The organism is Streptomyces sp. NPDC017991 (genome assembly GCF_044328075.1).
GTDB lineage: Bacteria > Actinomycetota > Actinomycetes > Streptomycetales > Streptomycetaceae > Streptomyces.
In genome coordinates, this window is the sequence record NZ_JBIRGP010000004.1 from 739350 (window position 1) to 765812 (window position 26463).

Here is a 26463-nt window from a genome sequence, read left to right on the forward strand (position 1 = left end):
CGCGTACGCGCATTCGAACCGACCGGAGGACCTCCCCATGCCGATCCGCGTGATGCTCGTCGACGACCAGGCGCTGCTGCGCACCGGGTTCCGGATGGTGCTCGACGCCCAGCCGGACATGGAGGTCGTGGCGGAGGCGGGCGACGGTGTGGAGGCCTTGCAGGCGCTGCGCGGGAGGGACGTCGACGTGGTCCTGATGGACGTCCGCATGCCGAAGCTGGACGGGGTGGAGGCGACCCGCCGCATCTGCTCGGACCCGAACCCGCCGAAGGTGCTGATCCTGACCACCTTCGACCTCGACGAGTACGCCTTCTCGGGGCTCAAGGCGGGCGCCTCCGGTTTCATGCTCAAGGACGTGCCGCCCGGTGAACTCCTCGCCGCGATCCGCTCCGTGCACAGCGGCGACGCGGTGGTCGCGCCCTCGACGACCAGGCGCCTGCTGGACCGTTTCGCGCCGATGCTGCCCAGCGCCGGCAAGGATCCCCAGCACAAGGAGCTGGAGCGGCTCACCGGCCGGGAACGCGAGGTCATGATCCTGGTCGCCCAGGGCCTGTCGAACGGCGAGATCGCGGCGCGGCTCGTCCTCTCCGAGGCGACGGTGAAGACCCACGTGGGCCGCATCCTCACGAAGCTGGGGCTGCGGGACCGGGTCCAGGTCGTGGTCCTGGCGTACGAGACGGGCCTTGTACGGGCGGGTGGACAGGGGGGCTGAGCGCTGCTGTCGGCTGCGGGCCGGCGGGGCTTGCCCGCGCAGTTCCCCGCGCCCCTGGGGGTTCGGTGGTGGCTGGTGCTCGTTGTCGGCTGACGGCCGTGTGTGGCTGGTCGCGCAGTTCCCCGCGCCCCTGGGTTGCCGGGGGCTGGGGCATGTCTCACGGGTGCCCCGCGCTCCTGGCCCCTCAGGGGCGCGGGGCACGTCACACACGTCCCCTGCGCTCCTGGCCCCTTAGGGGCGCGGGGAACTGCGCGACCAGCCCCCGCCGGCCCGCAGCCGACGACAACCGGCAGCCCCCGCGGAGCGGTCAGCGCAGGATGCCCTCCAGGAAGTCGCTGCCCAGGCGCGCCACCATCGTGACGTCCAGCTGGTGCAGGACGTACCGGCCGCGACGGCGAGTGGTCAGCAGCCCCGCCTTCTTCAGCACGCTCAGATGCCGGGATATCTCGGGAGCCGTCATCCCGTGCGTCTGCGCCAGCTCGCTCGTGGTGAACGCGCTGCGGGCCAGGCTCCGGCACAGCCGCATCCGCATCGGATGGGACAGGGCCGTCATCCGCAGGGTCAGCTGCTCGACGGAGGTCGGGACCGTCAGCTCCGGGGAGCCGACCGGATAGTGGATCACCGGCTGCCAGCCGTACCGGTGCAGCACCATGAGGTGCGGCCAGCCGAGGCTCGTCGGCACCAGCAGGAGACTGCCGGCCCGGATCGACGTGCGGCCGTGGCCCAGCTTGTCGACGACGATCCGGCCCGCGGCCTCGTCGAGCGTCACCGCGGCCGACACGGACGCCAGGGCCTCGCCCAGGCCCCGCCGGCCGAGCAGGTCCGTCTTGCGGCGGGCGTCCGCCGCGAGCTGGTGGCGCAGCCGGGACCAGGTGTCGGCGAAGAAGGCCTCGTCGCAGTCCTCCAGGAACTGCCGCAGCCAGGCCCGGATCCGCGGCGGGTCGGCCAGCAGCCGCTCGGTGAACTCCGCCGGCCGCGGCCCGCGCGCGGCGGCCAGCTCCAGGGCCCGCCGACGGGACACGGGGTCGGCCAGGGCGCCGGCGCCCTGCGCCTCGTACGGGAGCGCGCAGGTGAACTCCAGGGCCGCGTCCACGAACTGCTCGTCCGTCAGCTTGTCGAGCAGGTCCAGCTCCTCGGCGAGGGTGGCGCCGGGGAGCGTGCTGCCGCCCGCCGCTCCCGCGTACGGCAGGAACAGGTCCGAGAACGTCGTCCGCCACAGGAAGTCGGCCTCGCACATCCGGTCGGCCAGATGCGGGTCGAGGCGGGCGGTCACGCCGGTCGCCCAGCCCTGCAGGCCGGGGTGGTGGCCCGGCTCGGCCAGCGCGTGCAGTGCCATGCACAACTCGGCCAGGGGCGAGGGCACGACGGCCACCCGCTCCCTGCGCAGCCCGGAGATGTCGATGGTCACGCTCATGACCTCATGGTGCACCCCGCCACCGACAACGCGGCCCTCGATTGACGAGCGCCGTCAATCGACGGGACGGCGACGGCGGGGCAGGCGCACGCTGGGTCCACCGGGGCACCGCGGGGCCCACGGAGAACGCCCGGAACCGGAACCGATGTCGGAAGCGAAGGCCAACCGATGCCGGATCCGGTGCCGGGAGACGTCCGTACCCGTCCCGAGAAGGCGATCCGCCATGAGCATCACGCAGCAGTACCTACTGGACACCTATCGCGCCCGGCGGCACGGCGACCCGACCCCGCCCGCCCCCGGCGCCCACGACTGGCAGGTCATGCGCGAACTGCCCGACCACCGGCGGTTCCGGGCGGTCCTGGCCGGCCGCCCTGCCCAGGGACGGGGGTGGGGACGGGGGCGGATACGGGCGGTCCGGGCGCGCCTGTTCGCCCGTGCGGGCGGGAAGGCCGGCCCGACCGGGAAGGCCGGCTCGATCGGGAAGGCCGGCCCGGTGATCAGCGGGGAATGCGCGCCGCGAACTCCCTGACGGCGTCCCGTACGTCGTCCGCCGTCCACTCCAGGCCCGGCGCGCCCACCGTGACCTCGGTGTACGCGAGGCCGGGCCCGCGCCGCTCCCAGACCTGCGGGAAGAGCGACACGCCCGTCTCCTCCGCCTGCAGCGTCCCCGCGTCGGTCAGGCCGTCGGCCTCGTACGGCAGCCACACCTGGAACTGGTGCGTGTGCGGCTCCTCGGGATGGACACGCGCCCAGGGGAGTCCCGCCCCGTCGAACCCCTCGCGCAGCGCCGCGGCGACCACGCGCGCGTGGGCCACGTACTCCGGGAGCCGGGGCAGTTCCCTCTCCAGGCCGATCAGCGCGGACAGGGCGGTCGGGAACTGCTGGAGGATCTGGCCGCCGTACCGGTGGCGCCAGGCCTTCGCCTCGTCGACGAGCGTCCTCGGGCCCGCGAGCGCGGCGCCGCCGAATCCGCCCAGCGACTTGTAGAAGGACACGTAGACGCTGTCCGCGAGCTCCGCGATCCCGGCCGGGGAGCGGCCGAAATGCGTGCCGCACTCCCACAGGCGGGCCCCGTCGAAGTGCACCACGGCGTCGCGTTCGCGTGCCGCGTCCGTGACGGCGACCAGCTCCTCCCAGGAGGGCAGGACGAAACCGGCCTCCCGGAGGGGGAGTTCGAGGAACAGGGTCCCGAAGGGCTCGTCCAGGTCGCGCACCTCCTCGGCGGAGGGAATCCGCGGCTCGCGCGTGGGATGGACGGTAAGCAGACCGCCGAGGGCGCTGAGCGCGTGCCTCTCGTGGACCTCCGGGTGGGAGAGGGGATGCATCGCCACCGTCGCGTTGCCCGTACGGCCCGCCCAGCAGCGCAGCGCCACCTGCTGAGCCATGGTCCCCGACGGGAAGAAGGCGGCGGCCTCCTTGCCGAGCAGGGCGGCGACCCGCTCCTCCAGGGTCTCGACGATCCCGTTGCCGTACATGTCCACCGGCAGGTCCAGGTCGTACACGTCCGGCGCGGCGTCCGTCAGCCCGGCCAGCAGTTCACCGACCGTGGCGCGGAAACCGGGCCGCCACAGCGCCCGCCGGGCCCCTCGCCAGGCGACCCTGCGCCGCTCCCGCCGCTGTTCGGGCGTCCGCTCCGCCACTTCCGACCCCTCCGCCGCATCGCTCATGCTCCGGATGATGCAGGACGCCATGCCGAGGAGCACGCGAATTCGACAGCGGCCTCCGTGTCAGGGGCCGAGGATTTCCCGCAGGGGATTTCCCACAGGCTGTGGACAAGAACCTGTGGACAGAAAAACGGCCTCGGACCGATCGCGTTAACATGACGAGAAAGCGTCCGGTACCCCGAGCGGACTGGAACGGAAGGCCGCCGTCGAGTGAGTACATTCCCCCAGGCAGACCCCAAGGACCGCCCCGCGCGGCTCACCGTCGGCGTCGTCGGCGCCGGCCGGGTGGGCCCCGCCCTGGCCGCTTCGCTCCAGCTCGCCGGGCACCGCCCGGTGGCCGTGTCCGGGGTTTCCGACGCCTCCCGGCGCCGCGCCGCGCAACTGCTGCCCGACGTGCCGCTGGTGACACCCGAGCAGGTCCTGGAGCGGGCCGACCTCGTCCTGCTGACGGTCCCGGACGACGCCCTGCCGGGCCTGGTCGAGGGACTCGTCGACACCGGTTCCGTCCGGCCGGGCCAGCTCCTCGTGCACACCTCGGGACGGTACGGGTCGAGGATCCTCGACCCCGCTCTGCGCGCCGGGGCCCTGCCTCTCGCCCTGCACCCCGCCATGACGTTCAGCGGCACCCCCGTGGACGTCCAGCGGCTCGCCGGATGCTCCTTCGGGGTCACCGCCCCCGACGAGCTGCGCCTGGCCGCCGAGGCCCTGGTCATCGAGATGGGCGGCGAGCCCGAGTGGATCGCCGAGGAGTCCCGGCCGCTCTACCACGCGGCCCTCGCGCTCGGCGCCAACCACCTGGTGACCCTGGTCGCCGAGTCCATGGACCTGCTGCGCACGGCGGGGGTCGACGCCCCGGACCGGATGCTGGGCCCGCTGCTGGGCGCCGCACTGGACAACGCCCTCAGATCGGGCGACGCGGCCCTCACCGGACCGGTGGCGCGCGGCGACGCGGGCACGGTCGCCGCGCACATCACCGAGTTGCGCGAGCACGCGCCGCAGACCGTCGCCGGCTACCTCGCGATGGCCCGCGCGACGGCCGACCGGGCCCTCGCCCACGGCCTGCTCAAGCCGGAGCTCGCCGAGGACCTCCTGGGCGTACTCGCCGACGGCCCCGACGGCCCCGACGGACCGGACGTCCCCGAAGGAGACGCCCGATGACGCGCGCGGGTTCACGAGGGGGCGCCGGGAACGCGGACACCGGGGCAGGTCCGGGTCCGGCCGCCGGGAACGGAGCAGTCCGATGACCACCGTCCTGCTGAGCACCGCCGACGGGCTCCACGCGCGCGTACGCACGGGCCGCCGCGCCGTCGTCATGACGATGGGCGCCCTGCACGAGGGCCACGCCACCCTGATCCGCACCGCCCGGGAACTCGCGGGCGGTGACGGCGAGGTCGTCGTCACCGTCTTCGTGAACCCCCTCCAGTTCGGCGCGGGCGAGGACCTCGACCGCTACCCGCGCACCCTGGACGCCGACATCAAGATCGCCGAGCAGGCGGGCGCGGACGTCGTGTTCGCCCCTTCCGTGGACGAGGTCTACCCCGGCGGCGAACCCCAGGTCCGGATCAGCGCGGGACCGATGGGGGAGCGGCTTGAGGGCGCGACGCGGCCCGGTCACTTCGACGGCATGCTCACCGTCGTCGCCAAGATGCTGCACCTCACCGGGCCCGACGTGGCTCTCTTCGGGCAGAAGGACGCCCAGCAGCTCGCCCTGATCCGCCGCATGGTGCGCGACCTGAACTTCGGCATGGAGATCGTCGGCGTCCCGACGGTGCGCGAGGCGGACGGTCTCGCCCTGTCCAGCCGCAACCGCTATCTGTCGGCAGGCGAGCGCCGCACCGCGCTCGCCCTCTCCCAGGCCCTGTTCGCGGGCAGCGACCGGCACGCCGCACAGGAGGCCCTGTGCGCGCGGGCCCGCGAAGTGCCCGCCACGCACGCGCGTGCCGAGGCCCTGAGCGCCATCGGCGAGTCCCGCGCCGCCGCCGACACGCACGCCGTCGCCAAGGCGGCCCCAGGGGGCCCTGCCGCGGTCCGCGCCGCCGCCCGGCTGGTCCTAGACGACGCGGCCCGGCTCAGCCCGCCGCTCGCCCTGGACTACCTGGCGCTGGTCGATCCGTCCGACTTCACCGAGATCCCGGACGGCCACACCGGTGAGGCGGTCCTCGCCGTCGCCGCCCGGGTCGGGGCGACCCGGCTGATCGACAACATTCCTCTGACCTTCGGAGCCGCCTCGTGACCAGCACAGGCACCAGCACAGGGACCAGCACAGGCATACGGCTGCACGCGCCCGCGCCCGGCTGGTCCCTCACCGCCGACGTCGTGGTCGTCGGCTCCGGAGTCGCCGGCCTCACCACCGCGCTGCGCTGCGACGCCGCCGGTCTGCGGACGGTCGTCGTCACCAAGGCCCGCCTCGACGACGGCTCCACCCGCTGGGCCCAGGGCGGCATAGCCGCGGCCCTGGGAGAGGGCGACACCCCCGAGCAGCACCTCGACGACACCCTGGTCGCGGGCGTCGGCCTGTGCGACGAGGACGCCGTGCGCATCCTCGTCACCGAGGGCCCCGACGCCGTACGCCGCCTCATCGAGACGGGCGCCCACTTCGACGAGTCCGAGGCGGGTGATCTGGAGCTCACCCGCGAGGGCGGCCACCACCGTCGCCGTATCGCCCACGCGGGCGGCGACGCGACCGGCGCCGAGATCTCCCGGGCCCTCGTCGAGGCGGTCCGCGCGCGCGGGATGCGCACGGTCGAGAACGCGCTCGTCCTGGACCTCCTCACGGACACGGAGGGGCGTACGGCGGGCGTGACCCTGCACGTCATGGGGGAGGGCCAGCACGACGGCGTGGGAGCCGTCCACGCGCCCGCGGTGGTCCTCGCGACCGGCGGCATGGGCCAGGTCTTCTCGGCGACCACCAACCCGTCGGTGTCCACCGGCGACGGCGTGGCGCTGGCCCTGCGTGCGGGCGCCGAGGTCTCCGACCTCGAATTCGTGCAGTTCCACCCCACCGTGCTGTTCCTGGGCGCGGACGCGGAGGGCCAGCAGCCGCTCGTGTCCGAGGCGGTCCGCGGCGAGGGCGCCCACCTCGTCGACGCGAACGGCGAGCGCTTCATGCTGGGGCAGCACGAACTGGCCGAACTGGCGCCCCGGGACATCGTCGCCAAGGGCATCACGCGGCGCATGCAGGAGCTGGACGCCGAGCACATGTACCTGGACGCCCGGCACTTCGGGGCGCACATGTGGGAGCACCGCTTCCCGACGATCCTGGCCGCCTGCCGCGCCCACGGCATCGACCCGGTCACCGAGCCGATCCCGGTCGCCCCGGCCGCGCACTACGCCTCCGGAGGCGTGCGTACCGACTCCCGGGGCCGTACGACCGTGCCCGGCCTGTACGCGTGCGGCGAGGTCGCCTGCACCGGCGTCCACGGCGCCAACCGGCTCGCCTCCAACTCCCTCCTGGAAGGCCTCGTCTACGCCGAGCGCATCGCGGCGGACATCGCGGCCGGCCACGACGAGAACCACGACGAGAACCACGACGAGAACCGCGACGAACGGCCCGGGCGGGACGGGCACCTCCACGCGCGCGTGCCCTCGCCCGTCGCCCGGCCGGAGAGGCCCGGCCACCCGCTGCTCGCCGCCGAGGCCCGGTTCGCGATCCAGCGGATCATGACGGACGGCGCCGGTGTCCTGCGCTCGGCCGGCTCCCTGGAGACCGCCGCCGACCGCCTCCAGCAACTGCACGCCGACGCCCGCGACGCCCTCGACGAGAACGGCAAGACCGCCGAACCCGGCGTCGACACCTGGGAGGCGACCAACCTCCTGTGCGTGGCCCGCGTCCTGGTGGCCGCCGCCCGCCTCCGTGAGGAGACCCGCGGCTGCCACTGGCGCGAGGACCGGGCCGGACGGGACGACGACAACTGGCGGCGCCACATCGTCGTACGGCTCAATCCCGACCGGACGCTCGCGGTACACACCACCGACACCGCAGACTTTCCCCCGACACTCCCCCGGGCCCGCGACTCCGCGCGCACCGGGGAAACCCCCACGCCCAGCCCCCAGGAGCAGTGACAGAAGTGAGCACCCCGGACCTTCCCCTCCTCGACGGCGGTGGCTGCGGCGACGGCTGCGGCTGCGGCGAGTACAGCGCCGACGACGCGGAGTACGCCGAGTGCGGGCTCGACCCCGCCCTCGCGCAGCTCCTCGCCGACGCAGGGCTCGACCCCGTCGAGGTCGAGGACATCGCGCATCTGGCCATCGAGGAGGACCTCGACCACGGCGTGGACGTGACCACGGTCGCGACCATCCCCGAGGAGGCCGTCTCCACCGCCGACTTCACCGCCCGCGAGGCCGGTGTCGTGGCGGGCCTGCGGATCGCCGAGGCGGTCGTCTCCGTCGTCTGCACCGACGAGTTCGAGGTCGAGCGGCACGTCGACGACGGCGACCGTGTCGAGGCCGGGCAGCGGCTCCTGAGCGTCACGACCCGCACCCGGGACCTGCTGACGGCCGAGCGCAGCGCGCTGAACCTCCTGTGCCGCCTCTCCGGCATCGCGACGGCCACGCGCGCGTGGGCGGACGTCCTGGAGGGCACCGGCGCGCGCGTGCGGGACACCCGCAAGACGACGCCGGGGCTGCGCTCCCTGGAGAAGTTCGCGGTCCGCAGCGGCGGGGGGGTCAACCACCGCATGTCCCTCTCGGACGCGGCCCTCGTCAAGGACAACCACGTGGTCGCCGCGGGCGGCGTCGCGCAGGCCTTCAAGGCCGTCCGGGAGACCTTCCCCGAGCTGCCCATCGAGGTCGAGGTCGACACCGTGGACCAGCTGCGCGAGGTCCTGGACGCGGGCGCCGACCTGATCCTCCTGGACAACTTCACGCCCGCCGAGTGCGAGGAGGCCGTGGCCCTGGTGGGCGGGCGCGCGCTCCTGGAGGCCTCGGGCCGCCTCACCCTGGACACCGCCGGGGCGTACGCGCGCACGGGCGTCGACTTCCTCGCGGTGGGTGCCCTCACGCACTCCTCGCCCATCCTGGACATCGGCCTCGACCTGCGCGACGCCCCCGAGGCGCCCCTGAGCGAGGCTGAGTAGGCATGCTGCTCACGATCGACGTCGGCAACACGCACACCGTCCTCGGGCTCTTCGACGGCGAGGACATCGTCGAGCACTGGCGCATCTCCACGGACGCGCGCCGCACCGCGGACGAACTGGCCGTGCTCCTCCAGGGCCTGATGGGCATGCACCCGCTCCTCGGCGACGAGCTGGGCGACGGCATCGACGGCATCGCGATCTGCTCGACCGTCCCCTCGGTCCTGCACGAGCTGCGCGAGGTGACCCGCCGCTACTACGGGGACGTACCCGCCGTCCTCGTCGAACCGGGCATCAAGACGGGTGTCCCGATCCTGATGGACAACCCCAAGGAGGTCGGCGCCGACCGCATCATCAACGCGGTCGCGGCGGTCGAGCTCTACGGCGGACCGGCCATCGTCGTCGACTTCGGCACGGCGACGACCTTCGACGCGGTCTCCGCGCGCGGGGAGTACGCCGGCGGGGTCATCGCGCCCGGCATCGAGATCTCCGTCGAGGCGCTGGGCGTCCGGGGCGCCCAGCTCCGCAAGATCGAGATCGCGAGACCGCGCACGGTCATCGGCAAGAACACCGTCGAGGCCATGCAGTCCGGCATCATCTACGGCTTCGCCGGGCAGGTCGACGGGGTCGTCCACCGCATGGCCCGCGAACTCGCCGAGGACCCGGACGACGTCACGGTCATCGCGACGGGCGGTCTCGCGCCGATGGTGCTCGGTGAGGCGTCGGTGATCGACGAGCACGAGCCCTGGCTGACGCTGATCGGTCTGCGACTGGTGTACGAACGGAACGTCTCCCGCACGTAGTCGCTCCGCTGGGGGTGGACGTGAGTGGGTGCGGGCCGGTGGGCGCTTGCCGGTGGATGGGTGCCGGTGGGTGCGTGCGGGCTCGCTGTGGCTGGTCGCGCAGTTCCCCGCGCCCCTGGGGGTGGGGGTGACCGCGTGTGGGTGGGTGCGGGTCGGGGGTGGCTCGTTGCGCAGTTCCCCGCGCCCCTGGGTGGGTGGGGGTGACCGCGCGTGTTGTCTGCGGGCTTGCTGTGGCTGGGTGCGCAGTTCCCCGCGCCCCTGGGTTGGTGGGGGCAGGGACAGGTGTAGTCCGCCGGGCGTTCTATGTGCCGTGCCGTGCTGCCGTGCCATACCGCGTGGCGGGGGGCGGTGCGGTTGACCACAACAGGCCCGCAGGCATCAATTCACCTTCGCCCTTACCTGGGCCAGGGGCGCGGGGAACTGCGCGGCCGAACACAGGCGGGCCGTAGGCGCCCGCCCGCCCCCGGCGGCACCCCGGTGGAACGCGGGCGGCACCCCGGTGGAACGCCCCGTGGTGAAGCCACGCCACACGATGGTCGATCTGCGGGCTTTGTCTGATTAGCGCGTATCGTCGCGATCATGCCCACGCCCTACGGATCCCGCGGCGGCATGGCGTTCGGTACGGAGGAGCTGCGTGTGCTCCGACGTGCGCTCGCTCTCGCCCTTCACCCCGGCCCATCCTCGGCCCAGGACGTCCAGGACTGCCTCCGTCTTGCGGACAGCGTCGACGAGGCGACCCGCGAGGGCGCCCGGCTGCGCGCCTTCCTGCTGGCCGACCTCGCCCGCTACCGCACCGCGCTGCCGGGAACGGCGGCCGGCTATCTGACGCTCATGGAGGAGGCCCTCGGCGCCGGCCACCGTCCGGTCCCCGACGACCTGGCCGCCCTGCGCGCCCTGCGCGGCAACCCCGTGGCGACCGCCCTCCTCGACCGCTGCGAGACGCTCGTGGAGCAGGACGTGCGCACGCGCCTCGCCCGCCGCTCGGTGCCGGCCTCGCGCACCCGCCCCCGTACGCGGCTGACGGCCCTCCCCGGTGGAAAGCCCGCCGAGCGGCCCGCCGGCGACCCGGCCCCCCGGCCCGCCCCGGAAGCGCCGCGCCGGGACCGTCCCATCCCGACCCCGGGCGAGGTCTTCCCCCCGCGGCGCAAGCCGTCCGCTCCGTCCCCGACCCCCGACGGCCCTCCCCGGCAGCTCGCCGCCGTCTAGGGCGTTTCTTCTGGATCAGCCCGGTTCCAGAAGAAACGCCCTGGGGCTGGTCCGTGACCCCGATCCCCGTCCGGCCCGGCACCCTGGCTACTCTGGACGGCATGGAATACGTCTCCGCGCTCGTGCCCCCGGTAGTGATGGCCGTGTTCTTCGTCGGTCTGATCGTGACGATCGTGAAGACCCAGGGCGGTGCCAACAAGGCCAAGGAGGACGCGGCCGTCGACGCCGTCCTCGCCCGCGCCGAGCACACCCGCCAGACCCCCCGTGACACCGAGGCCTGAGCGCGGCTCCCTGCGCACACCGCTCACGGCACGGCGTACGACTCATAAGCTTTTCGAGTCGTACGCCCTTTTTGTTGCTGTTTGTCGGTCAACGCCACGTCCACCACGTGATCGGTGACATCTCCCCCTATTGTTCTGGCTGTGCCTCGCCCATTGGGAGAACTCGAAGACTCGGTCATGACGCGGGTGTGGAAGTGGAACCGCCCGGTGACCGTACGAGAAGTCCTGGAAGACCTTCAGCAGGAGCGGTCCATCGCCTACACCACCGTGATGACCGTTTTGGACAATCTCCATCAGAAGGGCTGGGTGCGTCGTGAGGCGGAAGGCCGGGCCTATCGATATGAGGCGGTCTCCACCCGGGCCGCCTACTCGGCCGCACTCATGAACGACGCCTGGACCCAGAGCGACAACCCGGCCGCCGCTCTCGTCGCCTTCTTCGGCATGATGTCCCCACAACAGCGCGAAGCACTGCGCGATGCCGTACGTATCGTCCAAGGGCCGGAAACGCCCGCGGCGCAGAACACGGCAGCACAGAACCCGGCAGCGCAGAACACGGCGGCCGAGAACCCGGTGGCGCAGAACACGGCGGCCGAGAACCCTCCTGCCGAGAACCCCGCCGCCGCAGAGGGTGCGGCCGGGGGATAGCGTCCGGTTCATGCCAGCAGAGCAGCCCGAAGTCAGCACTAATGCCCTCACTGTCCGCCGGGCCAGGACCAGCGATGTCCCGGCGGTTCGCGGCCTCCTTGACTCGTACGTCCGCGGGCGCATCCTGCTCGACAAAGCGACGGTCACGCTTTACGAGGACATCCAGGAGTTCTGGGTCGCGGAACGCGGTACCGGGCCGAGTTCGGAGGTCGTGGGCTGCGGGGCTCTCCACGTCATGTGGGAAGACCTCGCGGAAGTGCGCACTCTCGCGGTGAACCCCGTGATGAAGGGCGCCGGCGTGGGCCATCAGTTGCTGGGGAAGTTGCTGGAGACCGCCCGCTGGCTCGGTGTTCGCCGTGTATTCTGCCTGACCTTCGAAGTCGACTTCTTCGCGAAGCACGGCTTCGTCGAGATCGGTGAGACGCCCGTTGACACCGATGTCTACGCCGAGCTGTTGCGTTCCTATGACGAGGGCGTGGCCGAGTTCCTGGGGCTCGAACGAGTGAAACCGAACACCTTGGGCAACAGCCGGATGCTTCTGCATCTGTGATCGCCTCCGCGTAATACTCCGGACATACCTCCGCTCCCGGCCCGTCGGCCCATGCCCAGTGCCTCTATGTCCGAAACGCGCACGTTTCCGGTCTTCGCGGGTCTCGTCGGTCTCTCCCAGGGGTTTGTGTTTTTCCATCAAAAGCGGTTTGCTTTCCGACGTACTGCAGTAGTGCATATAACAGGGGACACGAAACTGCGGCAGCTGCCGTGGATCCTCGGCCCTGAAGATATCGATGAAAGGAAATCCGGTGGCACAGAAGGTTCAGGTCCTTCTTGTCGATGACCTCGACGGCGGCGAGGCGGACGAGACCGTGACGTTCGCGTTGGACGGCAAGACGTACGAGATCGATCTCACGACTGCCAATGCGGACAAGCTCCGTGGACTTCTTGAGCCGTACGTCAAGGGCGGCCGTCGTACCGGAGGCCGTGCTTCGGGTGGCCGTGGAAAGGCGCGCGCCGCTTCGGGTGGCAGCCAGGACACCGCGCAGATCCGTGCCTGGGCGAAGGAGAACGGTTACGAGGTCAATGACCGTGGCCGCGTTCCGGCGTCCATTCGCGAGGCCTACGAGAAGGCCAACGGCTGAGCACAGCCACGGCGCAGCCGGATGCGATGGCACTCCGAAGCCATCGTCTCCACGAGTCGTACGAGATCGGGGGCGCCCCCACCGCCCCCGCCGAGCGCCGACAGCGTCGGCAGCGACGACTCCACCTCGCAGCCAGGCTCAGGGGGCCGCAGCCAGACGGCGGCCCCCTGCGAGCCGGCGGTCCGGCCTCGGTCCGCCCCGCCGGTATCGGTCGCCCCACCAGCACCAGCACCAGCACCAGCACCAGCACCAGCACCAGCATTAGCACCAGCCTCGTCGAGGCCGCCGTGCGTGCCGCGGGCCGGGCCCGGCGGCAGTGGCGCCTCCACGCGCCCGCCCGAGCCGGTCGCCCCGAGGTCCAGCGCGAGAGAGCCCCACTCCAGCCAGTCGAGGAGTCCCGGCAGTTCCTCCGCGCTCCCCGCGGCGACGAACAGCCGCATCCGATCCGCCCGCACGGCCACCGGAGAGCCCGGCCCCAGATGCCGCAGCGCCGCGTACCCCGCCTCCGCCGGCGCCTCCAGGACGTCGAAGCGCAGCCCCGTCAGCAGGTCGACCGGGCTACCGGGCACCGTCGCCCACCCCAGTTCGTTCTCGTACCAGTGCCGGACCGCGTCGTCCGGACGGACCGCCTCGGGCGGACGACGGGGAAAGGGGACCGTGGAGACCATGCAAGGCCAACCGCCGGGGGAGCGCCCGGGTTACGCTGGGTGGTCCGGCATGTGCGAAGGGTGCCCGGAAAGCGGGCGCCCGGAGGCGGTCGGCGACGCAAGGGTGTTCGCCCGTAGCGGAGGGAACCGGTGCACTCGGCATGGAGTGTCGGTGCGTACGGGTAAGACATCCCTAGTGGGAGGGGCGACACGCATGGATCGGGCATCTCGCGTTCGCCATCGGCGTACTGATGGTGGGGGTATCTGTCTGGCCTGCGGGAACATCGTCTCGCACCATCGGGTTGGAGCAGATGTCGGCGTTCGGGGTCAGGAGGCCAAGGACGGTGTCGGCAGTTGGAATGAGCGGTCCCCGCTTGCGGGACTAAGCTGCGGAAGGACAGGGAGGGGAGCGTCCCCTTACTGCCTGACCGCTCTGAGGAGCGATTAACGATGTTCGAGAGGTTCACCGACCGCGCGCGGCGGGTTGTCGTCCTGGCTCAGGAAGAAGCCCGGATGCTCAACCACAACTACATCGGCACCGAGCACATCCTCCTGGGCCTGATCCACGAGGGTGAGGGTGTCGCCGCTAAGGCCCTGGAGAGCCTCGGGATTTCACTTGAGGCGGTCCGTCAGCAGGTGGAGGAGATCATCGGGCAGGGCCAGCAGGCTCCGTCCGGTCACATTCCCTTCACCCCTCGTGCCAAGAAGGTCCTGGAGCTCTCGCTCCGCGAGGCCCTTCAGCTGGGTCACAACTACATCGGCACGGAGCACATCCTGCTCGGCCTGATCCGTGAGGGTGAGGGCGTCGCCGCCCAGGTCCTGGTCAAGCTGGGTGCCGACCTCAACCGGGTGCGGCAGCAGGTCATCCAGCTGCTCTCCGGCTACCAGGGCAAGGAGACCGCCGGCGCCAGTGGCGGTCCTGCCGAGGGCACGCCCTCGACGTCCCTGGTCCTCGACCAGTTCGGCCGGAACCTCACCCAGGCCGCTCGTGAGTCCAAGCTCGACCCGGTCATCGGGCGCGAGAAGGAGATCGAGCGGGTCATGCAGGTGCTGTCCCGTCGTACGAAGAACAACCCGGTGCTCATCGGCGAGCCCGGCGTCGGCAAGACCGCCGTCGTCGAAGGCCTCGCCCAGGCCATCGTCAAGGGCGAGGTGCCCGAGACCCTCAAGGACAAGCACCTCTACACCCTGGACCTCGGCGCGCTGGTCGCCGGCTCCCGCTACCGCGGTGACTTCGAGGAGCGCCTGAAGAAGGTCCTCAAGGAGATCCGCACCCGCGGCGACATCATCCTGTTCATCGACGAGCTGCACACGCTGGTCGGTGCGGGTGCCGCCGAGGGCGCCATCGACGCCGCGAGCATCCTGAAGCCGATGCTGGCCCGTGGTGAGCTGCAGACCATCGGTGCCACGACGCTCGACGAGTACCGCAAGCACCTGGAGAAGGACGCCGCGCTGGAGCGCCGCTTCCAGCCCATCCAGGTCGCGGAGCCGTCGCTGCCGCACACCATCGAGATCCTCAAGGGCCTGCGGGACCGCTACGAGGCGCACCACCGCGTGTCCATCACGGACGAGGCCCTGGTGCAGGCGGCGACGCTCGCCGACCGCTACATCTCGGACCGCTTCCTCCCCGACAAGGCGATCGACCTGATCGACGAGGCCGGTTCCCGGATGCGCATCCGCCGGATGACCGCGCCGCCGGACCTCCGCGAGTTCGACGAGAAGATCGCCGGCGTCCGCCGCGACAAGGAGTCCGCGATCGACTCGCAGGACTTCGAGAAGGCCGCCTCGCTGCGCGACAAGGAGAAGCAGCTCCTGGCCGCCAAGGCCAAGCGCGAGAAGGAGTGGAAGGCCGGCGACATGGACGTCGTCGCCGAGGTCGACGGCGAGCTCATCGCCGAGGTCCTCGCGACCGCCACCGGTATCCCGGTCTTCAAGCTGACCGAGGAGGAGTCCTCGCGTCTGCTGCGCATGGAGGACGAGCTCCACAAGCGGGTCATCGGCCAGGTCGACGCCGTCAAGGCGCTGTCGAAGGCGATCCGTCGTACGCGCGCCGGTCTGAAGGACCCCAAGCGTCCCGGTGGCTCGTTCATCTTCGCCGGCCCGTCCGGTGTGGGTAAGACCGAGCTGTCCAAGGCACTCGCGGAGTTCCTCTTCGGTGACGAGGACGCGCTGATCTCCCTCGACATGTCGGAGTTCAGCGAGAAGCACACGGTCTCGCGTCTCTTCGGCTCGCCCCCCGGCTACGTGGGGTACGAGGAGGGCGGCCAGCTGACCGAGAAGGTCCGCCGCAAGCCGTTCTCCGTCGTCCTCTTCGACGAGGTCGAGAAGGCCCACCCGGACATCTTCAACTCGCTGCTGCAGATCCTGGAGGACGGTCGCCTGACCGACTCCCAGGGCCGGGTCGTGGACTTCAAGAACACGGTCATCATCATGACGACCAACCTCGGCACCCGGGACATCTCCAAGGGCTTCAACCTGGGCTTCGCGGCCTCGGGCGACAAGAAGAGCAACTACGAGCGCATGAAGAACAAGGTCGCGGACGAGCTCAAGCAGCACTTCCGGCCCGAGTTCCTCAACCGCGTCGACGACGTGGTCGTCTTCCCGCAGCTCACGCAGGAGGACATCCTCACGATCGTCGACCTGATGATCGGCAAGGTCGACGAGCGCCTGAAGGACCGGGACATGGGCATCGAGCTCTCCCAGTCCGCCAAGGAGCTGCTGTCGAAGAAGGGTTACGACCCGGTGCTGGGCGCGCGTCCGCTGCGTCGCACGATCCAGCGCGAGGTCGAGGACACCCTGTCGGAGAAGATCCTCTTCGGTGAGCTGCGCCCCGGTCACATCGTGGTCGTGGACACCGAGGGCGAGGGTGAGACCCAGACCTTCACCTTCCGTGGCGAGGAGAAGACCGCACTGCCGGACGTTCCGCCGATCGAGCAGGCGGCCGGTGGGGCAGGCCCCAACCTGAGCAAGGAGGCGTGACCTCCGGGTCCGTCTGAGCACGACCGCTCACCGAGCGGCCGATGGGGCCGGTGCTTTCGAGCACCGGCCCCATCGGCATGTCCGGAACGCCTTAGGCCCAGGCCCCGCTGTGTGTCCCGTCCGTCAGGACAGCTGGCCGTCGTAGTCCGGCAGCTTGTACGTCCTCTCGGCGTGCCCGCCCGACAGGTCGGTGGCGCTGTTGCCGATGTTCGCGATGATCGTGTAGCCCTTGGCCTCGACGGCCTTGCGCTGGGCGGTCTTGTAGGCGGCGACGTCCTTGAAGAGGTCGACGAAGCTGCGTACGTACAGGCCGGAGACCTGGTAGCCGACGTGCTTGAGGTTGTGGTCCGTCACCGACCTGATGATGCCCGGGCGGGCCGTGACGAAGAACAGGGCGACGCCGTGGTCCTGCGCGTACTCGGCCACGTCGAGGACGGGTGCGTTGGCCGGCGAGGGATAGCTGAAGCCGAAGTCGGTCTCCAGCGTGGTGTTGTCGATGTCGAAGACGATGGCCTGCTTCTCGCCCGACGCCGCACCGGCGATACGTTCCTTCAGGTACGGCAGCGCCTCGGCCATGACGGCCCGGCAGTCGTTCTGCCAGGTGGCGTGGTCGACGTCGGCGGCGGCGGCGGTGGCCGTGGTGGTGGCCACGGCCGGGGTCGCGGCGGTGGCCGGGCTCATCAGGGCCGCGGTGGCGGCCGTGGCGGCGACGGCCACGCCGATCAGGCGCTGCAGACTGCTTCCGGTCATGGGTGGGGGGTTCCTCTCGCATGGGAGCGCTGCGGGACATGGCTCGTGGTGCATGCTCACGGGCGTGCGGGGCCGGCGGGGGGCGACGAGATTACCGGGCGGTAACTGTAGGGCGGGCATGTGGGGTTGGGCTAGGGCCTGTCTGGCAATTCCCGTCGTCGCCCGGAGGGCGGCCTCGCGGCGTCAGGTGCGTGCTCTGGGGGTCCCCCCGGCCGGAGGCTGGGGGAGTGCCGGGCGCAGGGCCTCGTACTGGACGTACTTGGCTCTGTGTCCGGTGCGGCGAGAGTGCGTGCATGGCGTCGCGAGGCAGGCGGGAATTGTCAGACAGGTCCTAGAGCACGGTGTGCGGTTTCACGACGGTGTGCATGCCCGGCAGGAGTTCACGGATCCGTTCCGGCACGTCCGTCGTCTCCGGGGCGAGGACGAAGGTGACGGACCGCAATCCGGGGAAAAGAGCCGGTATCGCCGAGAGGTCTTCGGTTCCGGTGAATCTGTTGAGACTGAGGCGCTCGACGCCCGGCAGAACGGGGCCTTCCGTCCAGGGAACCGCCGTCCAGTTGAGCCGCAGATCCTCCAGCTCGGGGAGCAGTGCGACCTCTTCGCGGTCTTTCGGGGTGAGGGGTTCCAGCAGACCGGCCAGGCTCAGCGTCCGCACCGAGCGCATCTGACGCAAACCGCGCAGCCCGGTGTGCCGGAGGGAGCTCTTGGTGAAGCGCAGATAGCCGAGGCTGAGGTTCTCGGGGAGCACGGCGTCGAGCGACTCACCGATGAGCGCGAATCCGAGGTCGAGGCTGCGCAGAGTCGTGGACGCCGAGAGCGGTGACAGAACGCCCGGCGTCTCCAGTCCCTCCGCCAGGTCCAGTGACAGCCAATCCAGCGGAAGCCGGACCAAAGGGCTCAGGTCTTCGACGTACGGACTGCCGCTCAGGTCGAGGTGCCTGAGCCGGTGCAGCGACGAAAGGCAGTCCAGGGAGCGCAGGGCCGTGTTGCGTCGTGAGACGAGCATGCGCGTCGTGTCCGGGACGAGGCCGGATTCCAGCTCGGCGGGCTCGATGACGCCGTCGAGTTGCAGCCGCTCGCGCCCGCCGAGTGAGCGCAGGGCCCGCAGATGCCCCGCCGAGTGCGCCGTGAAGTACAGGTCGTCCTCCGGCAGGTGGGCGATGATCTCTGCCGCGTACCGCTCGGGGTCGAAGCGGTGCCAGGTCCAGGTGAGCTGCGAGCGGACCGGCAGGGACGGGTGGGTGCGGAAGCGGGCCAGGACCGGGACGGCCGCGTCGGTCCCGATGAGGGACGCGGTGACGACGACCGCCCTGGCCTCCGCCTCGGACAGCCCCTCGGGTCCGGGCAGGAGTTCCAGTACGAGCGGGCCCACCGCGGCCAGCTCGCGGGCCTCCTCCGCCGTACGGGGCGGGATGAGCGTGGCCGCCTGCTCCTCCACGGCGGCCCGGACCGTCGGGTCGAGTTCCGTGGCGTGTTCCAGGCCGGCCAGGGCGAGCAGCCGGACGCGGGTGCCCCCGGCGGGCCCGGCCTGTTCGGCGGCGGCCAGCAACTGGGTCAGGAAGTCGGCGCGTTCGCGGGGCCGGGCGTGGGCGACGGCCATACGGATCACGTCCGACCACTGGTGGTCGGCGGCGTTGCGGACGAGGAGCCCGAAGTCGCCGTCCTCCACCGCGGCCTTCGCGCCGAGGTGGTCCTGGAAGGTGCGATGGACGAACTCGACCGTTCCCAGGGAGGGTTCGCGGAGCAGGCCGCTGCGCAGCAGGAGGTGGCGGTAGATCGTGGGGGCGTCTCCCTGGCTCGCGACGGCGGGCAGGGCGGGCAGGGCGTCCGCGATGAGGTGCTCGGCGCGCTCACGGTCCATCTCCAGCCGGCCGTTGCGGATCAGCCAGTAGGCCAGCCGTTGCAGGAGCTGGATCTGGGGCAGCTCGGTGAGCCGGACGGTGTCGTGCGGGAGCATGTCCCGCTCCTGGTCGCGGCGCGCGAGAAGCATCGAGAGGGCGGCGTCGTACAACTCCCGTCGCCCGTGCGGCAGATAGCCGCGCCGGTCCCGGTGCAGGGCACAGATCAGCGCGCACATCAGGGGGTTGGTGGCGAGCCGGCCGAGGTCGGGCTTGGTGCGGACGGCGTCGAGGAGCGAGGACTCGTACGCGGCGAGGCGTTCGGTGTCGCGTTCGGAGTCCGGGGCGTCGACGCGGGCCGCGGTGTGCCAGCGCTCGACGAACGCCGTGACGTCGTCCCGGCTCATCGGGGAGAGCGCGAGTTCCGTGAAGCCGTCCGCGGCGAGCCAGTTCTCGCGTACGGCCGAGGGGCGTGAGGTGACCAGCCACTGGTTGCCCGGGTAGGCGTCGAGCAGGTCGCGCAGCCAGCGGCGGGTGCGCTCGCGGTCGGGCTCGGGGATCTCGTCGATGCCGTCGACGAGCAGCAGCCCGCGGCCCGCCGCCAGCACCCGGTCGGGCCAGCCGTCCGGCGCCGCGCCATGGAAGGGCACGCGGACGGCGGCGAGGAAGTCGGCGGGCGCGGGCAGCCCGTCGGGACGGCGTACGAGCGTGCGCAGCGGCAGGACGAAGGGGACCCGGTCGCCGCGCTCGCCCCGCGCGGCCGTCACCGCCAGCCACTGCACCAGCGTCGTCTTGCCCGAGCCGGCCACGCCCCGCAGCAGCACCAGGTCCTGCTCGGCCAGCGCCTCTTCGGCGGAGAGCGGGAGACCGGGCGCGCCGAGAACCCCGCCGTCCTCGGCGTCCGTGGCGGCGCGCAGGGCCTGGAGGGTGAGGTAGGCGGCGTCCAGGGGCCACCGGTCGGGCGAGTCCACCAGGTCGATCCCGTAGATGGTGAGCCGACTGTGCTTCGTCGCCGTGTACGCGAGGAAGCGCCGCTCGAACGCCGCGTCGCCCCCGCCGGGCAGCGGTGTACGGGCGATCAACTCGTCCACCTTCGCGATCAGTTCGGCCTGTCTGCGCGTCTGCTCGACGAGGGTCCTCGCCACAAAGGTCGAGCGTTGGGTGAAGAAGTGCAGGATGTGCAGACAGGCCGTGTCGAGCAGCCGCTCGTAGAACAGCGTCGCGTCGAAGCCGAGATCCCGGTCAGGGCTTCCGGCGGTGTGGCGGAGGTGGAGAGCCAGGCCGGAGTGCCCGAGTGCCACGGCCTGTACGTCCGTCATGGTGAGGTCGCCGAGAGCGTGCAGGGTGTCGGCGAGGGCGTGGACGACGGGCTGTTCCTCGTCGGCGGGAACGGGCCGTTCCGAGGCGTCCGTGACGGCTCGCGTGACCAGTTCGGTGGCGAGTTCGGTCACGTCCTTCTTGTTCAGCGTGCGCTGCTCGCCCTTGAAGGAGACGCGGGACGAGATGCGTACGGGCTTGTCGACCAGGCCCGCGCCCGGCCCCTCCGTCACGAAGAGTTTCCTGATCAGCGGTGTGGCCACGCCGGACGCCAGCCGCACGCCTACGGTTGCCGGTTCCATGACGCTCCCCCGAGGGCATGGTGGGTGGTTGGCGGCTGTCAGCGTAACCGCCGTGCGGGACTCTGTCCGTGGATCTTGGAACTGTAGGTCCTGGAACCGTGGTCCTGGAACCGCGGATCTTGGCGCGACAAAAGCGGTGGCCGTACGGACCGGTGGGCGGGAGGATGCGCGATGTCCCGAACTGTCCTGGAAGGGAGCCGCAATGGATGTCGACCGACCCGAAGTCCGCACGCTGGCCGGGGTGTTGAGGGGCGAGGCAGGGAAGGCGGGTACGGCGGTGTTCCGGGGCATCCCGTTCGCCGAACCGCCCGTCGGCGCGCTGCGGTTCGGGGCGCCGCGGCCCGCGCGGGGCTGGGACGGCGTACGGGAGGCGACCGCGTTCGGGACACCGCCCCCGCAGTCCTCGGCGTTCGGCATGGACGCGCTCGCGTCCCCGGACACCGACGACGGCGACTGGCTGACCCTCAACGTCTGGACACCCGACCCCGCCCCCGGCGCCGGACTGCCGGTGATGGTGTGGCTGCTCGGGGGCGCGTACGTCATCGGGATGTCGGGGCTGCCCGAGTACGACGGCGGCCGGCTGGCCGCGGAGGGCGTCGTCCTGGTGACGCTCAACTACCGCCTCGGCATCGAGGGATTCGCACACATCGAGGGCGCGCCCGCCAACCGTGGACTGCTCGACCAGGTCGCCGCCCTCGCATGGGTGCGGGACAACATCCGTGCCTTCGGCGGCGACCCGGACCGCGTCACGGTCTTCGGGGAGTCGGCGGGCGCGGGGTCGCTCGCCGCGCTGCTGACGATGCCGCGCGCGGCCGGGCTCTTCCGGCGGGCCGTCGCACAGAGCGTGCCCGGCCCGTTCCTCTCGGCCCCGCTCGCCGCGGACATCGCCGGGGAGTTCGCGGCGGAGCTGGGGCTGCGGCCGACCGTGGACGACCTGGGCACGGTGGCGCCGGGTCTGCTGCCGGCGGCGGCGGACGCGGTCGGGGCACGGATGGAGCGGTACGCGCACCGGTGGGGAGTGCTCGCGCACACGGCGATCCCGCTGGCACCCGTCGTGGACGGAGACGTGCTGCCCCGCGCGCCGTGGGAGGCGCTCGCGGCCGGAGCCGCACGCGACATCGAGCTGGTGGCCGGCCACACGCGGGACGAGTACCGGCTCTTCATGGCCCTCGACGGAACGCTCGGCGAGGAGCTGACGGAGGACCGGGCGACGGCGGCGCTGCGGACGTTCTCGCCCGGCTCGGGCGGAGCGGGCGCCTCGGGCAGCGCGGGAGGCTCGGGCGGCGAGGAGGCGTACCGGAAGGCGGTCCCGGGCCTCGACGCGGCGGGGCTGTACGAGCTGGTCCGCTCCGACTGGCTCTTCCGGATGCCGTCACTGCATCTGGCCGAGGCCCACATCGCGGGCGGCGGCCGTGCCCACGTCTACGAGCTGGTCTGGGAGGCGCCGGGCATGGGCGGGCTGCTCGGGGCCTGCCACGGGCTCGATGTGCCGCTGGTCTTCGGCAACCTGCGCGGCGGGCTGCCCGCGCTGCTGTTCGGGGAGGCGCCGCCCCCGGAGGCGGAGGAGCTGTCGGCGCTGTTCCGGGCGACCTGGACGGGCTTCGCGGCGGGGGAGGGGCCCGGCTGGCCGGCGTACGACGTCGATCGGCGGCCGGTACGGCTCTTCGACACGCGGCCGACCGTGACGGCGTACCCGGAGGAGGTGTCCCGGGAGCTGTGGCAGGAGCACGTCTTCGGGGCGTTGCCGCTGCTCGGGTAGGCAGTGCGGTGGTGGCCGGTAGGCAGTGCGGTGATGGCCGGTCGTGGCCGGTGGTGGCCGTCACATCCGGTGGCCGCCGGGCGGGGCCGCCCGGTGACATGACGCACAGGCCTTTCGCGTCCTACTAGGGCCGGTAGTGGCGGATGCGGGGTGGACAAAAAGGACCTTTGGCCCTGGGGGTGGGTCCGAGGTCCTTCGGGGTGGGCGGAGTGGTCGGCGAAGTGGGGGCCGGGCCGTGAGGAGCCACTCTGAAGTGGGGGTAAACCGGACTTCTCACAGAAAACCGGGAGGATTTCGTACTCGACGGTGTTTCTGTCAAGGAGGCGGAAGTTTCGGGGTCAAGTACGACTTGAGGTCGTAGAAGGGTGTTTTGGGGGATGGCGGGAGTACGGGTTACCAAGGGATGACCCCCGCCCGGCGCACCGACAGCGCGCCGGGTGTGTTGTTGCCCGTCCCCCGGAGGTAGTCCCCATGTCGCAGCGCATCACGTCCCGCATACCCGGCACGTCCCAGCTCCGTGCCCGGGCCGCCGTCCTGGCCCTCGGCCTGGGAGTCTCGACCGCCGTCGGAGCCGGGGTCGCGGTCGCCGCGGACGCCAAGCCGAGTGCGGTCTCCCTGTCGAGTGCGGCCGCCGCCTCCGTGCAGGAGCAGGCCGCCGCCCAGGCGAAGGCCGCCCAGGCGAAGAGCACGGCCGCTGCCAAGAAGGCGGCGGCCGAGAAGGCCGCGGCCAAGCCGGCCGCCGCGAAGAAGGCCTCCTCCTGGGTCGACCCGGTCGCGAAGTACAAGCTCTCCGCGAGCTTCGCGCAGGCCGGCAACCTGTGGTCGTCCACCCACTCCGGCCAGGACTTCGCCGTCTCCTCCGGCACCCGGGTCGTCGCCGCCCACGGCGGCACCGTCGTGAAGACCGGCGGCAACGGCGCCGGTGACGGGCCCGCGTACGGCAACGCCGTCGTGATCAAGCACAGCAACGGTACGTACTCGCAGTACGCGCACCTGTCCCGTATCGACGTGAAGGCCGGCCAGGTCGTGAAGACCGGCCAGCGGATCGCACTGTCCGGCAACACCGGCAACTCCAGCGGACCGCACCTGCACTTCGAGATCCGTACGACGGCCAACTACGGCTCGGCGGTCGACCCGGTCGCCTTCCTGCGCTCCAAGGGGCTCAGCCTCTGACGGATCTCAGGATCCGTCTCTGACGGCCTCATGATCCGTCTCCGACGGACCGCATGACTCGTCCCTGACGGATCTCAGGACTCGTGCGGGCCCGAGTGTGCCCGTGTGACCAGTTCGATGGCGACCTCCAGGACGGCTTTCCGCTTGTCCTCGGGGTCGCCTTCCATGTCCTTGAGGGCGAACATCCCGGCGTGCATGGTGAACAGCGCGCTCACACAGCGGACCTGGTCCGTCAGCGGGGCCTCGGGCTCCCTGATGATGTCCAGCAACTTGACCATGCGGTCCTTGAACGACTCACCGATGCTCAGCTCGCGGACCGTCGCCTGGTTCTCCTGCATGAAGCGGAAGAGGGGGGTCGCGTCGGTGAGGGCCCGGCTGTACCGGCGCAGGAGTTCCTGCTTGGTGTCGAGGGAGCGCGGCTGGTCCTTGCCCCACTCGATCAGCTCGTCCATCGGCCTCGTCAGATCCTCGAAGAGGCTGATGAGGATGTCTTCCTTGGTCTTGAAGTGGTAGTAGAGCGCCGCCTTGGTGACGTCCAGCCGTTCGGCGATCTCGCGCAGGGACGTCTTCTCGTAGCCCTGCTCGGCGAACAGTTCGACAGCCACGTCCTGGATGCGCTGGCGGGTGTCTCCGCGCCGCCGCTGCCTGCTGCCGCCCATCGTGGCCGCCCCTCGTCCTGGTCGCACGCCGCAGCGTGGGTAAAGAAAAACTTACTTGACGCCCGGCTAGTTACGGGTCTACTTTCCCCAGTGTAGTCAACTTGCCGGTCGGCAAGTAAGTAGCAGTGAAGTGCGGTACCCAGGGGAGTGGGCAGAGTGGCGGACACCAGGACGGCCGGAGCGGCCGGAGCAGCGAATGAGGCGGAACCGACGGACGTGGTGCCGGGGTCGGCTCCGGACGAGTCGGGGAGGCCCAGGAGGCTGCGGAGGCCGATCAAGCCGATGAAGTCGGCGAAATCGGTCGAGTCGGTTGAGTCGGCTGAGCCGGGGGACGCGCTGGTGAAATCCGCGGCGGCGTCCCAGGCGTCGGTAGCGGCGTCGGCAGCGGACGCCGGGGGTGCCGTGGACGCAGCGGATGCCGCGGGCGCCGTGGACGCGGGCAAGCAGCCCAGGAGCGTACGGGTCGTCCTGATGGCGCTGATGATCGCGATGATGCTCGCGATGCTCGACAACATGATCATCGGCACCGCGATGCCGACCATCGTGGGCGAGCTGGGCGGCCTGGAGCATCTGTCGTGGGTCGTCACCGCCTACACGCTCGCGACCGCCGCCTCCACCCCGATCTGGGGCAAGCTCGGCGACATGTACGGGCGCAAGGGCGTCTTCATGACGTCGATCGTGCTCTTCCTGATCGGGTCGGCGCTCAGCGGAATGGCCCAGGACATGGGCCAGCTCATCGGGTTCCGCGCGGTCCAGGGACTCGGCGCGGGTGGTCTGATGGTCGGCGTCATGGCGATCATCGGTGACCTGATTCCGCCGCGGGAGCGGGGCAAGTACCAGGGCATGATGGCCGGCGTGATGGCCCTCGCCATGATCGGCGGACCGCTGATCGGCGGCACCATCACCGACAACTGGGGCTGGCGCTGGTCCTTCTACATCAACCTGCCGCTCGGTGTCATAGCCCTGATCGCCATCAGTGTCGTACTGCATCTGCCCAAGAAGCGGGTGGACGCGCGGATCGACTATCTGGGCGCCGCGCTGCTCACCGTGGGCATCACCTCGATCGTGCTCGTCACCACCTGGGGCGGGACCGAGTACGCCTGGGGCTCCGCCCGGATCATGGAACTGATCGCCATCGGGGTCGCCGCACTCATCGGCTTCCTGTTCGTGCAGACCAAGGCCGCCGCGCCGGTCATGCCGCTGCACATCTTCCGCAGCCGCAACTTCGCGCTGATGTCCGTCGTCGGCTTCGTCGCCGGGTTCGTGATGTTCGGCGCCGTGCTGTTCCTGCCGCTGTACCAGCAGTCGGTGCAGGGCGCGTCCGCGACCAACTCCGGGCTGCTGCTCCTGCCCATGCTCGGCGCGATGCTCGTGACCTCGATGGTCGCCGGACGGGTCACCACCAGCACCGGGCGTTACAAGGCCTTCCCGATCGTGGGCAGTGCGCTGATGGTGGTGGGGCTGTACCTGCTGTCACTCATGGACACCGACACGTCGAGGCTGACGTCCGGTGTGTACATGGCCGTGGTCGGTGCGGGCATGGGCTGTCTGATGCAGATCACCATGCTCGTCTCGCAGAACAGCGTCGAGATGAAGGACATGGGCGTCGCGTCGTCCAGCACCACGCTGTTCCGTACGCTCGGCTCGTCCTTCGGTGTCGCCATCATGGGGGCGCTGTTCAACAACCGCGTCCAGGACGTGATGACCGAGCGGGCCGGGGCGCTGGGGTCCAAGGTGACCGAGCAGTCGGCGCAGCTGGATGCGGCGAGTCTGGCGAAGTTGCCGGTGGCCGCGCGGGAGGCGTACCAGCACGCGGTCGCGTCCGGGACGCATTCCGCGTTCCTGCTGGGGGCGGTTGTCGCGGTGGTCGCGCTGGTGGGGGCCGTGTTCGTGAAGGAGGTTCCGCTTCGGGGGGCGGGATCGGGGGCTGGTGAGGGCGCCTCCGGCGGGGAGAAGGCGATGGAGGCGGTCTGAGTCCGCAGGACTCGGCGGTTCGGCCTGACGGCCCCTGGTTTCGGACGGTGTCCGGGACCGGGGGCCTTTTCCGCCCCCGCCGCCCCTACCCATTCCCGTCCCCACCCCAGAGGCTCCGCCCCCGAACCCCCG

At 71.2% G+C, this 26463-nt stretch carries 22 protein-coding genes; 16 read left to right on the forward strand and 6 right to left on the reverse strand.

Going from position 1 to position 26463, the window contains the following annotated elements:
* The first annotated feature begins 37 nt into the window (after nt 1-37).
* Entirely contained in the window at nt 38-712 is a 675-nt protein-coding gene (locus ACH4DZ_RS16075) for a response regulator (RefSeq protein WP_398287684.1), read from the forward strand.
* A 307-nt stretch (nt 713-1019) separates the two neighbouring features.
* On the opposite strand, the gene ACH4DZ_RS16080 is transcribed toward ACH4DZ_RS16075, so the two are convergent.
* Nucleotides 1020-2126 carry a DUF5937 family protein gene (locus ACH4DZ_RS16080; protein WP_398287685.1) on the reverse strand — a complete coding sequence of 369 codons (1107 nt, stop codon included), beginning with the start codon at nt 2124-2126 and terminating at the stop codon, nt 1020-1022.
* Between the two features lie 223 nt (nt 2127-2349).
* Here ACH4DZ_RS16080 and ACH4DZ_RS16085 point away from each other — a divergent pair, with 223 nt between their 5' ends.
* Entirely contained in the window at nt 2350-2655 is a 306-nt protein-coding gene (locus ACH4DZ_RS16085) for a hypothetical protein (RefSeq protein ID WP_398287771.1), read from the forward strand.
* Here the strand turns inward: ACH4DZ_RS16085 and ACH4DZ_RS16090 are convergent.
* A complete protein-coding gene (locus tag ACH4DZ_RS16090; protein ID WP_398287686.1) occupies nt 2624-3793 on the reverse strand; it encodes a threonine aldolase family protein in 1170 nt (389 codons plus the stop codon). The two genes, ACH4DZ_RS16085 and ACH4DZ_RS16090, sit on opposite strands and share 32 nt — an antisense overlap.
* A gap of 207 nt (nt 3794-4000) precedes the next feature.
* On the opposite strand from ACH4DZ_RS16090, the gene ACH4DZ_RS16095 reads away from it, so the two are divergent.
* The 10 genes from ACH4DZ_RS16095 to ACH4DZ_RS16140 all read left to right on the forward strand — a co-directional run bounded on the left by ACH4DZ_RS16095 (nt 4001) and on the right by ACH4DZ_RS16140 (nt 12933).
* Nucleotides 4001-4948, forward strand: a complete 948-nt coding sequence (locus ACH4DZ_RS16095; RefSeq protein ID WP_398287687.1) for a Rossmann-like and DUF2520 domain-containing protein — start codon at nt 4001-4003, stop codon at nt 4946-4948.
* A gap of 82 nt (nt 4949-5030) precedes the next feature.
* Nucleotides 5031-6023, forward strand: coding sequence for a pantoate--beta-alanine ligase (panC, locus tag ACH4DZ_RS16100; protein ID WP_398287689.1), 993 nt, complete (start codon nt 5031-5033; stop codon nt 6021-6023).
* Nucleotides 6020-7852 (forward strand): L-aspartate oxidase, encoded by a 1833-nt coding sequence (locus ACH4DZ_RS16105; protein WP_398287690.1) that lies wholly within the window; start codon nt 6020-6022, stop codon nt 7850-7852. Before panC ends, ACH4DZ_RS16105 begins: the two co-directional genes overlap by 4 nt.
* Before the next feature lie 5 nt (nt 7853-7857).
* Nucleotides 7858-8865, forward strand: a complete 1008-nt coding sequence (nadC, locus tag ACH4DZ_RS16110; RefSeq protein WP_398287691.1) for a carboxylating nicotinate-nucleotide diphosphorylase — start codon at nt 7858-7860, stop codon at nt 8863-8865.
* A gap of 2 nt (nt 8866-8867) precedes the next feature.
* Nucleotides 8868-9665, forward strand: a complete 798-nt coding sequence (locus ACH4DZ_RS16115; RefSeq protein WP_107022346.1) for a type III pantothenate kinase — start codon at nt 8868-8870, stop codon at nt 9663-9665.
* A 579-nt stretch (nt 9666-10244) separates the two neighbouring features.
* Complete coding sequence (locus ACH4DZ_RS16120) at nt 10245-10871, forward strand: hypothetical protein (RefSeq protein WP_398287692.1); 627 nt, start codon at nt 10245-10247, stop codon at nt 10869-10871.
* 101 nt (nt 10872-10972) lie between these two features.
* Nucleotides 10973-11152, forward strand: a complete 180-nt coding sequence (locus ACH4DZ_RS16125; protein WP_398287693.1) for a hypothetical protein — start codon at nt 10973-10975, stop codon at nt 11150-11152.
* A 177-nt stretch (nt 11153-11329) separates the two neighbouring features.
* Complete coding sequence (locus ACH4DZ_RS16130; protein ID WP_398287769.1) at nt 11330-11797, forward strand: BlaI/MecI/CopY family transcriptional regulator; 468 nt, start codon at nt 11330-11332, stop codon at nt 11795-11797.
* Between the two features lie 10 nt (nt 11798-11807).
* Nucleotides 11808-12347, forward strand: a complete 540-nt coding sequence (locus ACH4DZ_RS16135; RefSeq protein WP_189773262.1) for an amino-acid N-acetyltransferase — start codon at nt 11808-11810, stop codon at nt 12345-12347.
* A 250-nt stretch (nt 12348-12597) separates the two neighbouring features.
* Nucleotides 12598-12933, forward strand: coding sequence for an Lsr2 family protein (locus ACH4DZ_RS16140; RefSeq protein ID WP_030573823.1), 336 nt, complete (start codon nt 12598-12600; stop codon nt 12931-12933).
* Here ACH4DZ_RS16140 and ACH4DZ_RS16145 read toward each other — a convergent pair.
* Nucleotides 12912-13601 carry an SCO3374 family protein gene (locus ACH4DZ_RS16145; RefSeq protein ID WP_398287694.1) on the reverse strand — a complete coding sequence of 230 codons (690 nt, stop codon included), beginning with the start codon at nt 13599-13601 and terminating at the stop codon, nt 12912-12914. The two genes, ACH4DZ_RS16140 and ACH4DZ_RS16145, sit on opposite strands and share 22 nt — an antisense overlap.
* Before the next feature lie 429 nt (nt 13602-14030).
* Here ACH4DZ_RS16145 and ACH4DZ_RS16150 point away from each other — a divergent pair, with 429 nt between their 5' ends.
* Nucleotides 14031-16559: an ATP-dependent Clp protease ATP-binding subunit gene (locus tag ACH4DZ_RS16150; protein ID WP_398287695.1), complete on the forward strand. Its 2529-nt coding sequence runs from the start codon at nt 14031-14033 to the stop codon at nt 16557-16559.
* Between the two features lie 123 nt (nt 16560-16682).
* Here ACH4DZ_RS16150 and ACH4DZ_RS16155 read toward each other — a convergent pair whose 3' ends face one another.
* Together ACH4DZ_RS16155 and ACH4DZ_RS16160 are read right to left on the reverse strand one after the other, a co-directional pair.
* A complete protein-coding gene (locus ACH4DZ_RS16155) occupies nt 16683-17309 on the reverse strand; it encodes an HAD family acid phosphatase (protein ID WP_398287696.1) in 627 nt (208 codons plus the stop codon).
* A 331-nt stretch (nt 17310-17640) separates the two neighbouring features.
* A complete protein-coding gene (locus ACH4DZ_RS16160; RefSeq protein ID WP_398287697.1) occupies nt 17641-20766 on the reverse strand; it encodes an NACHT domain-containing protein in 3126 nt (1041 codons plus the stop codon).
* Nucleotides 20767-20968: 202 nt separating this feature from the next.
* Between ACH4DZ_RS16160 and ACH4DZ_RS16165 the strand changes: the two genes are divergently transcribed.
* Both ACH4DZ_RS16165 and ACH4DZ_RS16170 read left to right on the forward strand, forming a co-directional pair.
* Nucleotides 20969-22525, forward strand: coding sequence for a carboxylesterase/lipase family protein (locus ACH4DZ_RS16165; protein ID WP_398287698.1), 1557 nt, complete (start codon nt 20969-20971; stop codon nt 22523-22525).
* Between the two features lie 471 nt (nt 22526-22996).
* Complete coding sequence (locus ACH4DZ_RS16170; protein ID WP_398287699.1) at nt 22997-23698, forward strand: M23 family metallopeptidase; 702 nt, start codon at nt 22997-22999, stop codon at nt 23696-23698.
* 74 nt (nt 23699-23772) lie between these two features.
* On the opposite strand, the gene ACH4DZ_RS16175 is transcribed toward ACH4DZ_RS16170, so the two are convergent.
* Nucleotides 23773-24357 carry a TetR/AcrR family transcriptional regulator gene (locus tag ACH4DZ_RS16175; RefSeq protein WP_398287701.1) on the reverse strand — a complete coding sequence of 195 codons (585 nt, stop codon included), beginning with the start codon at nt 24355-24357 and terminating at the stop codon, nt 23773-23775.
* A gap of 402 nt (nt 24358-24759) precedes the next feature.
* Here ACH4DZ_RS16175 and ACH4DZ_RS16180 point away from each other — a divergent pair, with 402 nt between their 5' ends.
* Nucleotides 24760-26331, forward strand: coding sequence for an MDR family MFS transporter (locus ACH4DZ_RS16180; protein ID WP_398287702.1), 1572 nt, complete (start codon nt 24760-24762; stop codon nt 26329-26331).
* Nucleotides 26332-26463: the final 132 nt, after the last annotated feature.

Coding starts and splice junctions, on each gene's coding strand:
- ACH4DZ_RS16170 (WP_398287699.1), top strand. CDS start 22,997: ATGTCGCAGCGCATCACGTCCCGCATACCCGGCACGTCCCAGCTCCGT.
- ACH4DZ_RS16115 (WP_107022346.1), top strand. CDS start 8,868: ATGCTGCTCACGATCGACGTCGGCAACACGCACACCGTCCTCGGGCTC.
- ACH4DZ_RS16130 (WP_398287769.1), top strand. CDS start 11,330: ATGACGCGGGTGTGGAAGTGGAACCGCCCGGTGACCGTACGAGAAGTC.
- ACH4DZ_RS16090 (WP_398287686.1), bottom strand. CDS start 3,793: ATGAGCGATGCGGCGGAGGGGTCGGAAGTGGCGGAGCGGACGCCCGAA.
- ACH4DZ_RS16125 (WP_398287693.1), top strand. CDS start 10,973: ATGGAATACGTCTCCGCGCTCGTGCCCCCGGTAGTGATGGCCGTGTTC.
- ACH4DZ_RS16075 (WP_398287684.1), top strand. CDS start 38: ATGCCGATCCGCGTGATGCTCGTCGACGACCAGGCGCTGCTGCGCACC.
- ACH4DZ_RS16120 (WP_398287692.1), top strand. CDS start 10,245: ATGCCCACGCCCTACGGATCCCGCGGCGGCATGGCGTTCGGTACGGAG.
- ACH4DZ_RS16165 (WP_398287698.1), top strand. CDS start 20,969: ATGGATGTCGACCGACCCGAAGTCCGCACGCTGGCCGGGGTGTTGAGG.
- ACH4DZ_RS16150 (WP_398287695.1), top strand. CDS start 14,031: ATGTTCGAGAGGTTCACCGACCGCGCGCGGCGGGTTGTCGTCCTGGCT.
- panC (WP_398287689.1), top strand. CDS start 5,031: ATGACCACCGTCCTGCTGAGCACCGCCGACGGGCTCCACGCGCGCGTA.
- ACH4DZ_RS16085 (WP_398287771.1), top strand. CDS start 2,350: ATGAGCATCACGCAGCAGTACCTACTGGACACCTATCGCGCCCGGCGG.
- ACH4DZ_RS16145 (WP_398287694.1), bottom strand. CDS start 13,601: ATGGTCTCCACGGTCCCCTTTCCCCGTCGTCCGCCCGAGGCGGTCCGT.
- ACH4DZ_RS16175 (WP_398287701.1), bottom strand. CDS start 24,357: ATGGGCGGCAGCAGGCAGCGGCGGCGCGGAGACACCCGCCAGCGCATC.
- ACH4DZ_RS16160 (WP_398287697.1), bottom strand. CDS start 20,766: ATGGAACCGGCAACCGTAGGCGTGCGGCTGGCGTCCGGCGTGGCCACA.
- ACH4DZ_RS16135 (WP_189773262.1), top strand. CDS start 11,808: ATGCCAGCAGAGCAGCCCGAAGTCAGCACTAATGCCCTCACTGTCCGC.
- ACH4DZ_RS16080 (WP_398287685.1), bottom strand. CDS start 2,126: ATGAGCGTGACCATCGACATCTCCGGGCTGCGCAGGGAGCGGGTGGCC.
- ACH4DZ_RS16155 (WP_398287696.1), bottom strand. CDS start 17,309: ATGACCGGAAGCAGTCTGCAGCGCCTGATCGGCGTGGCCGTCGCCGCC.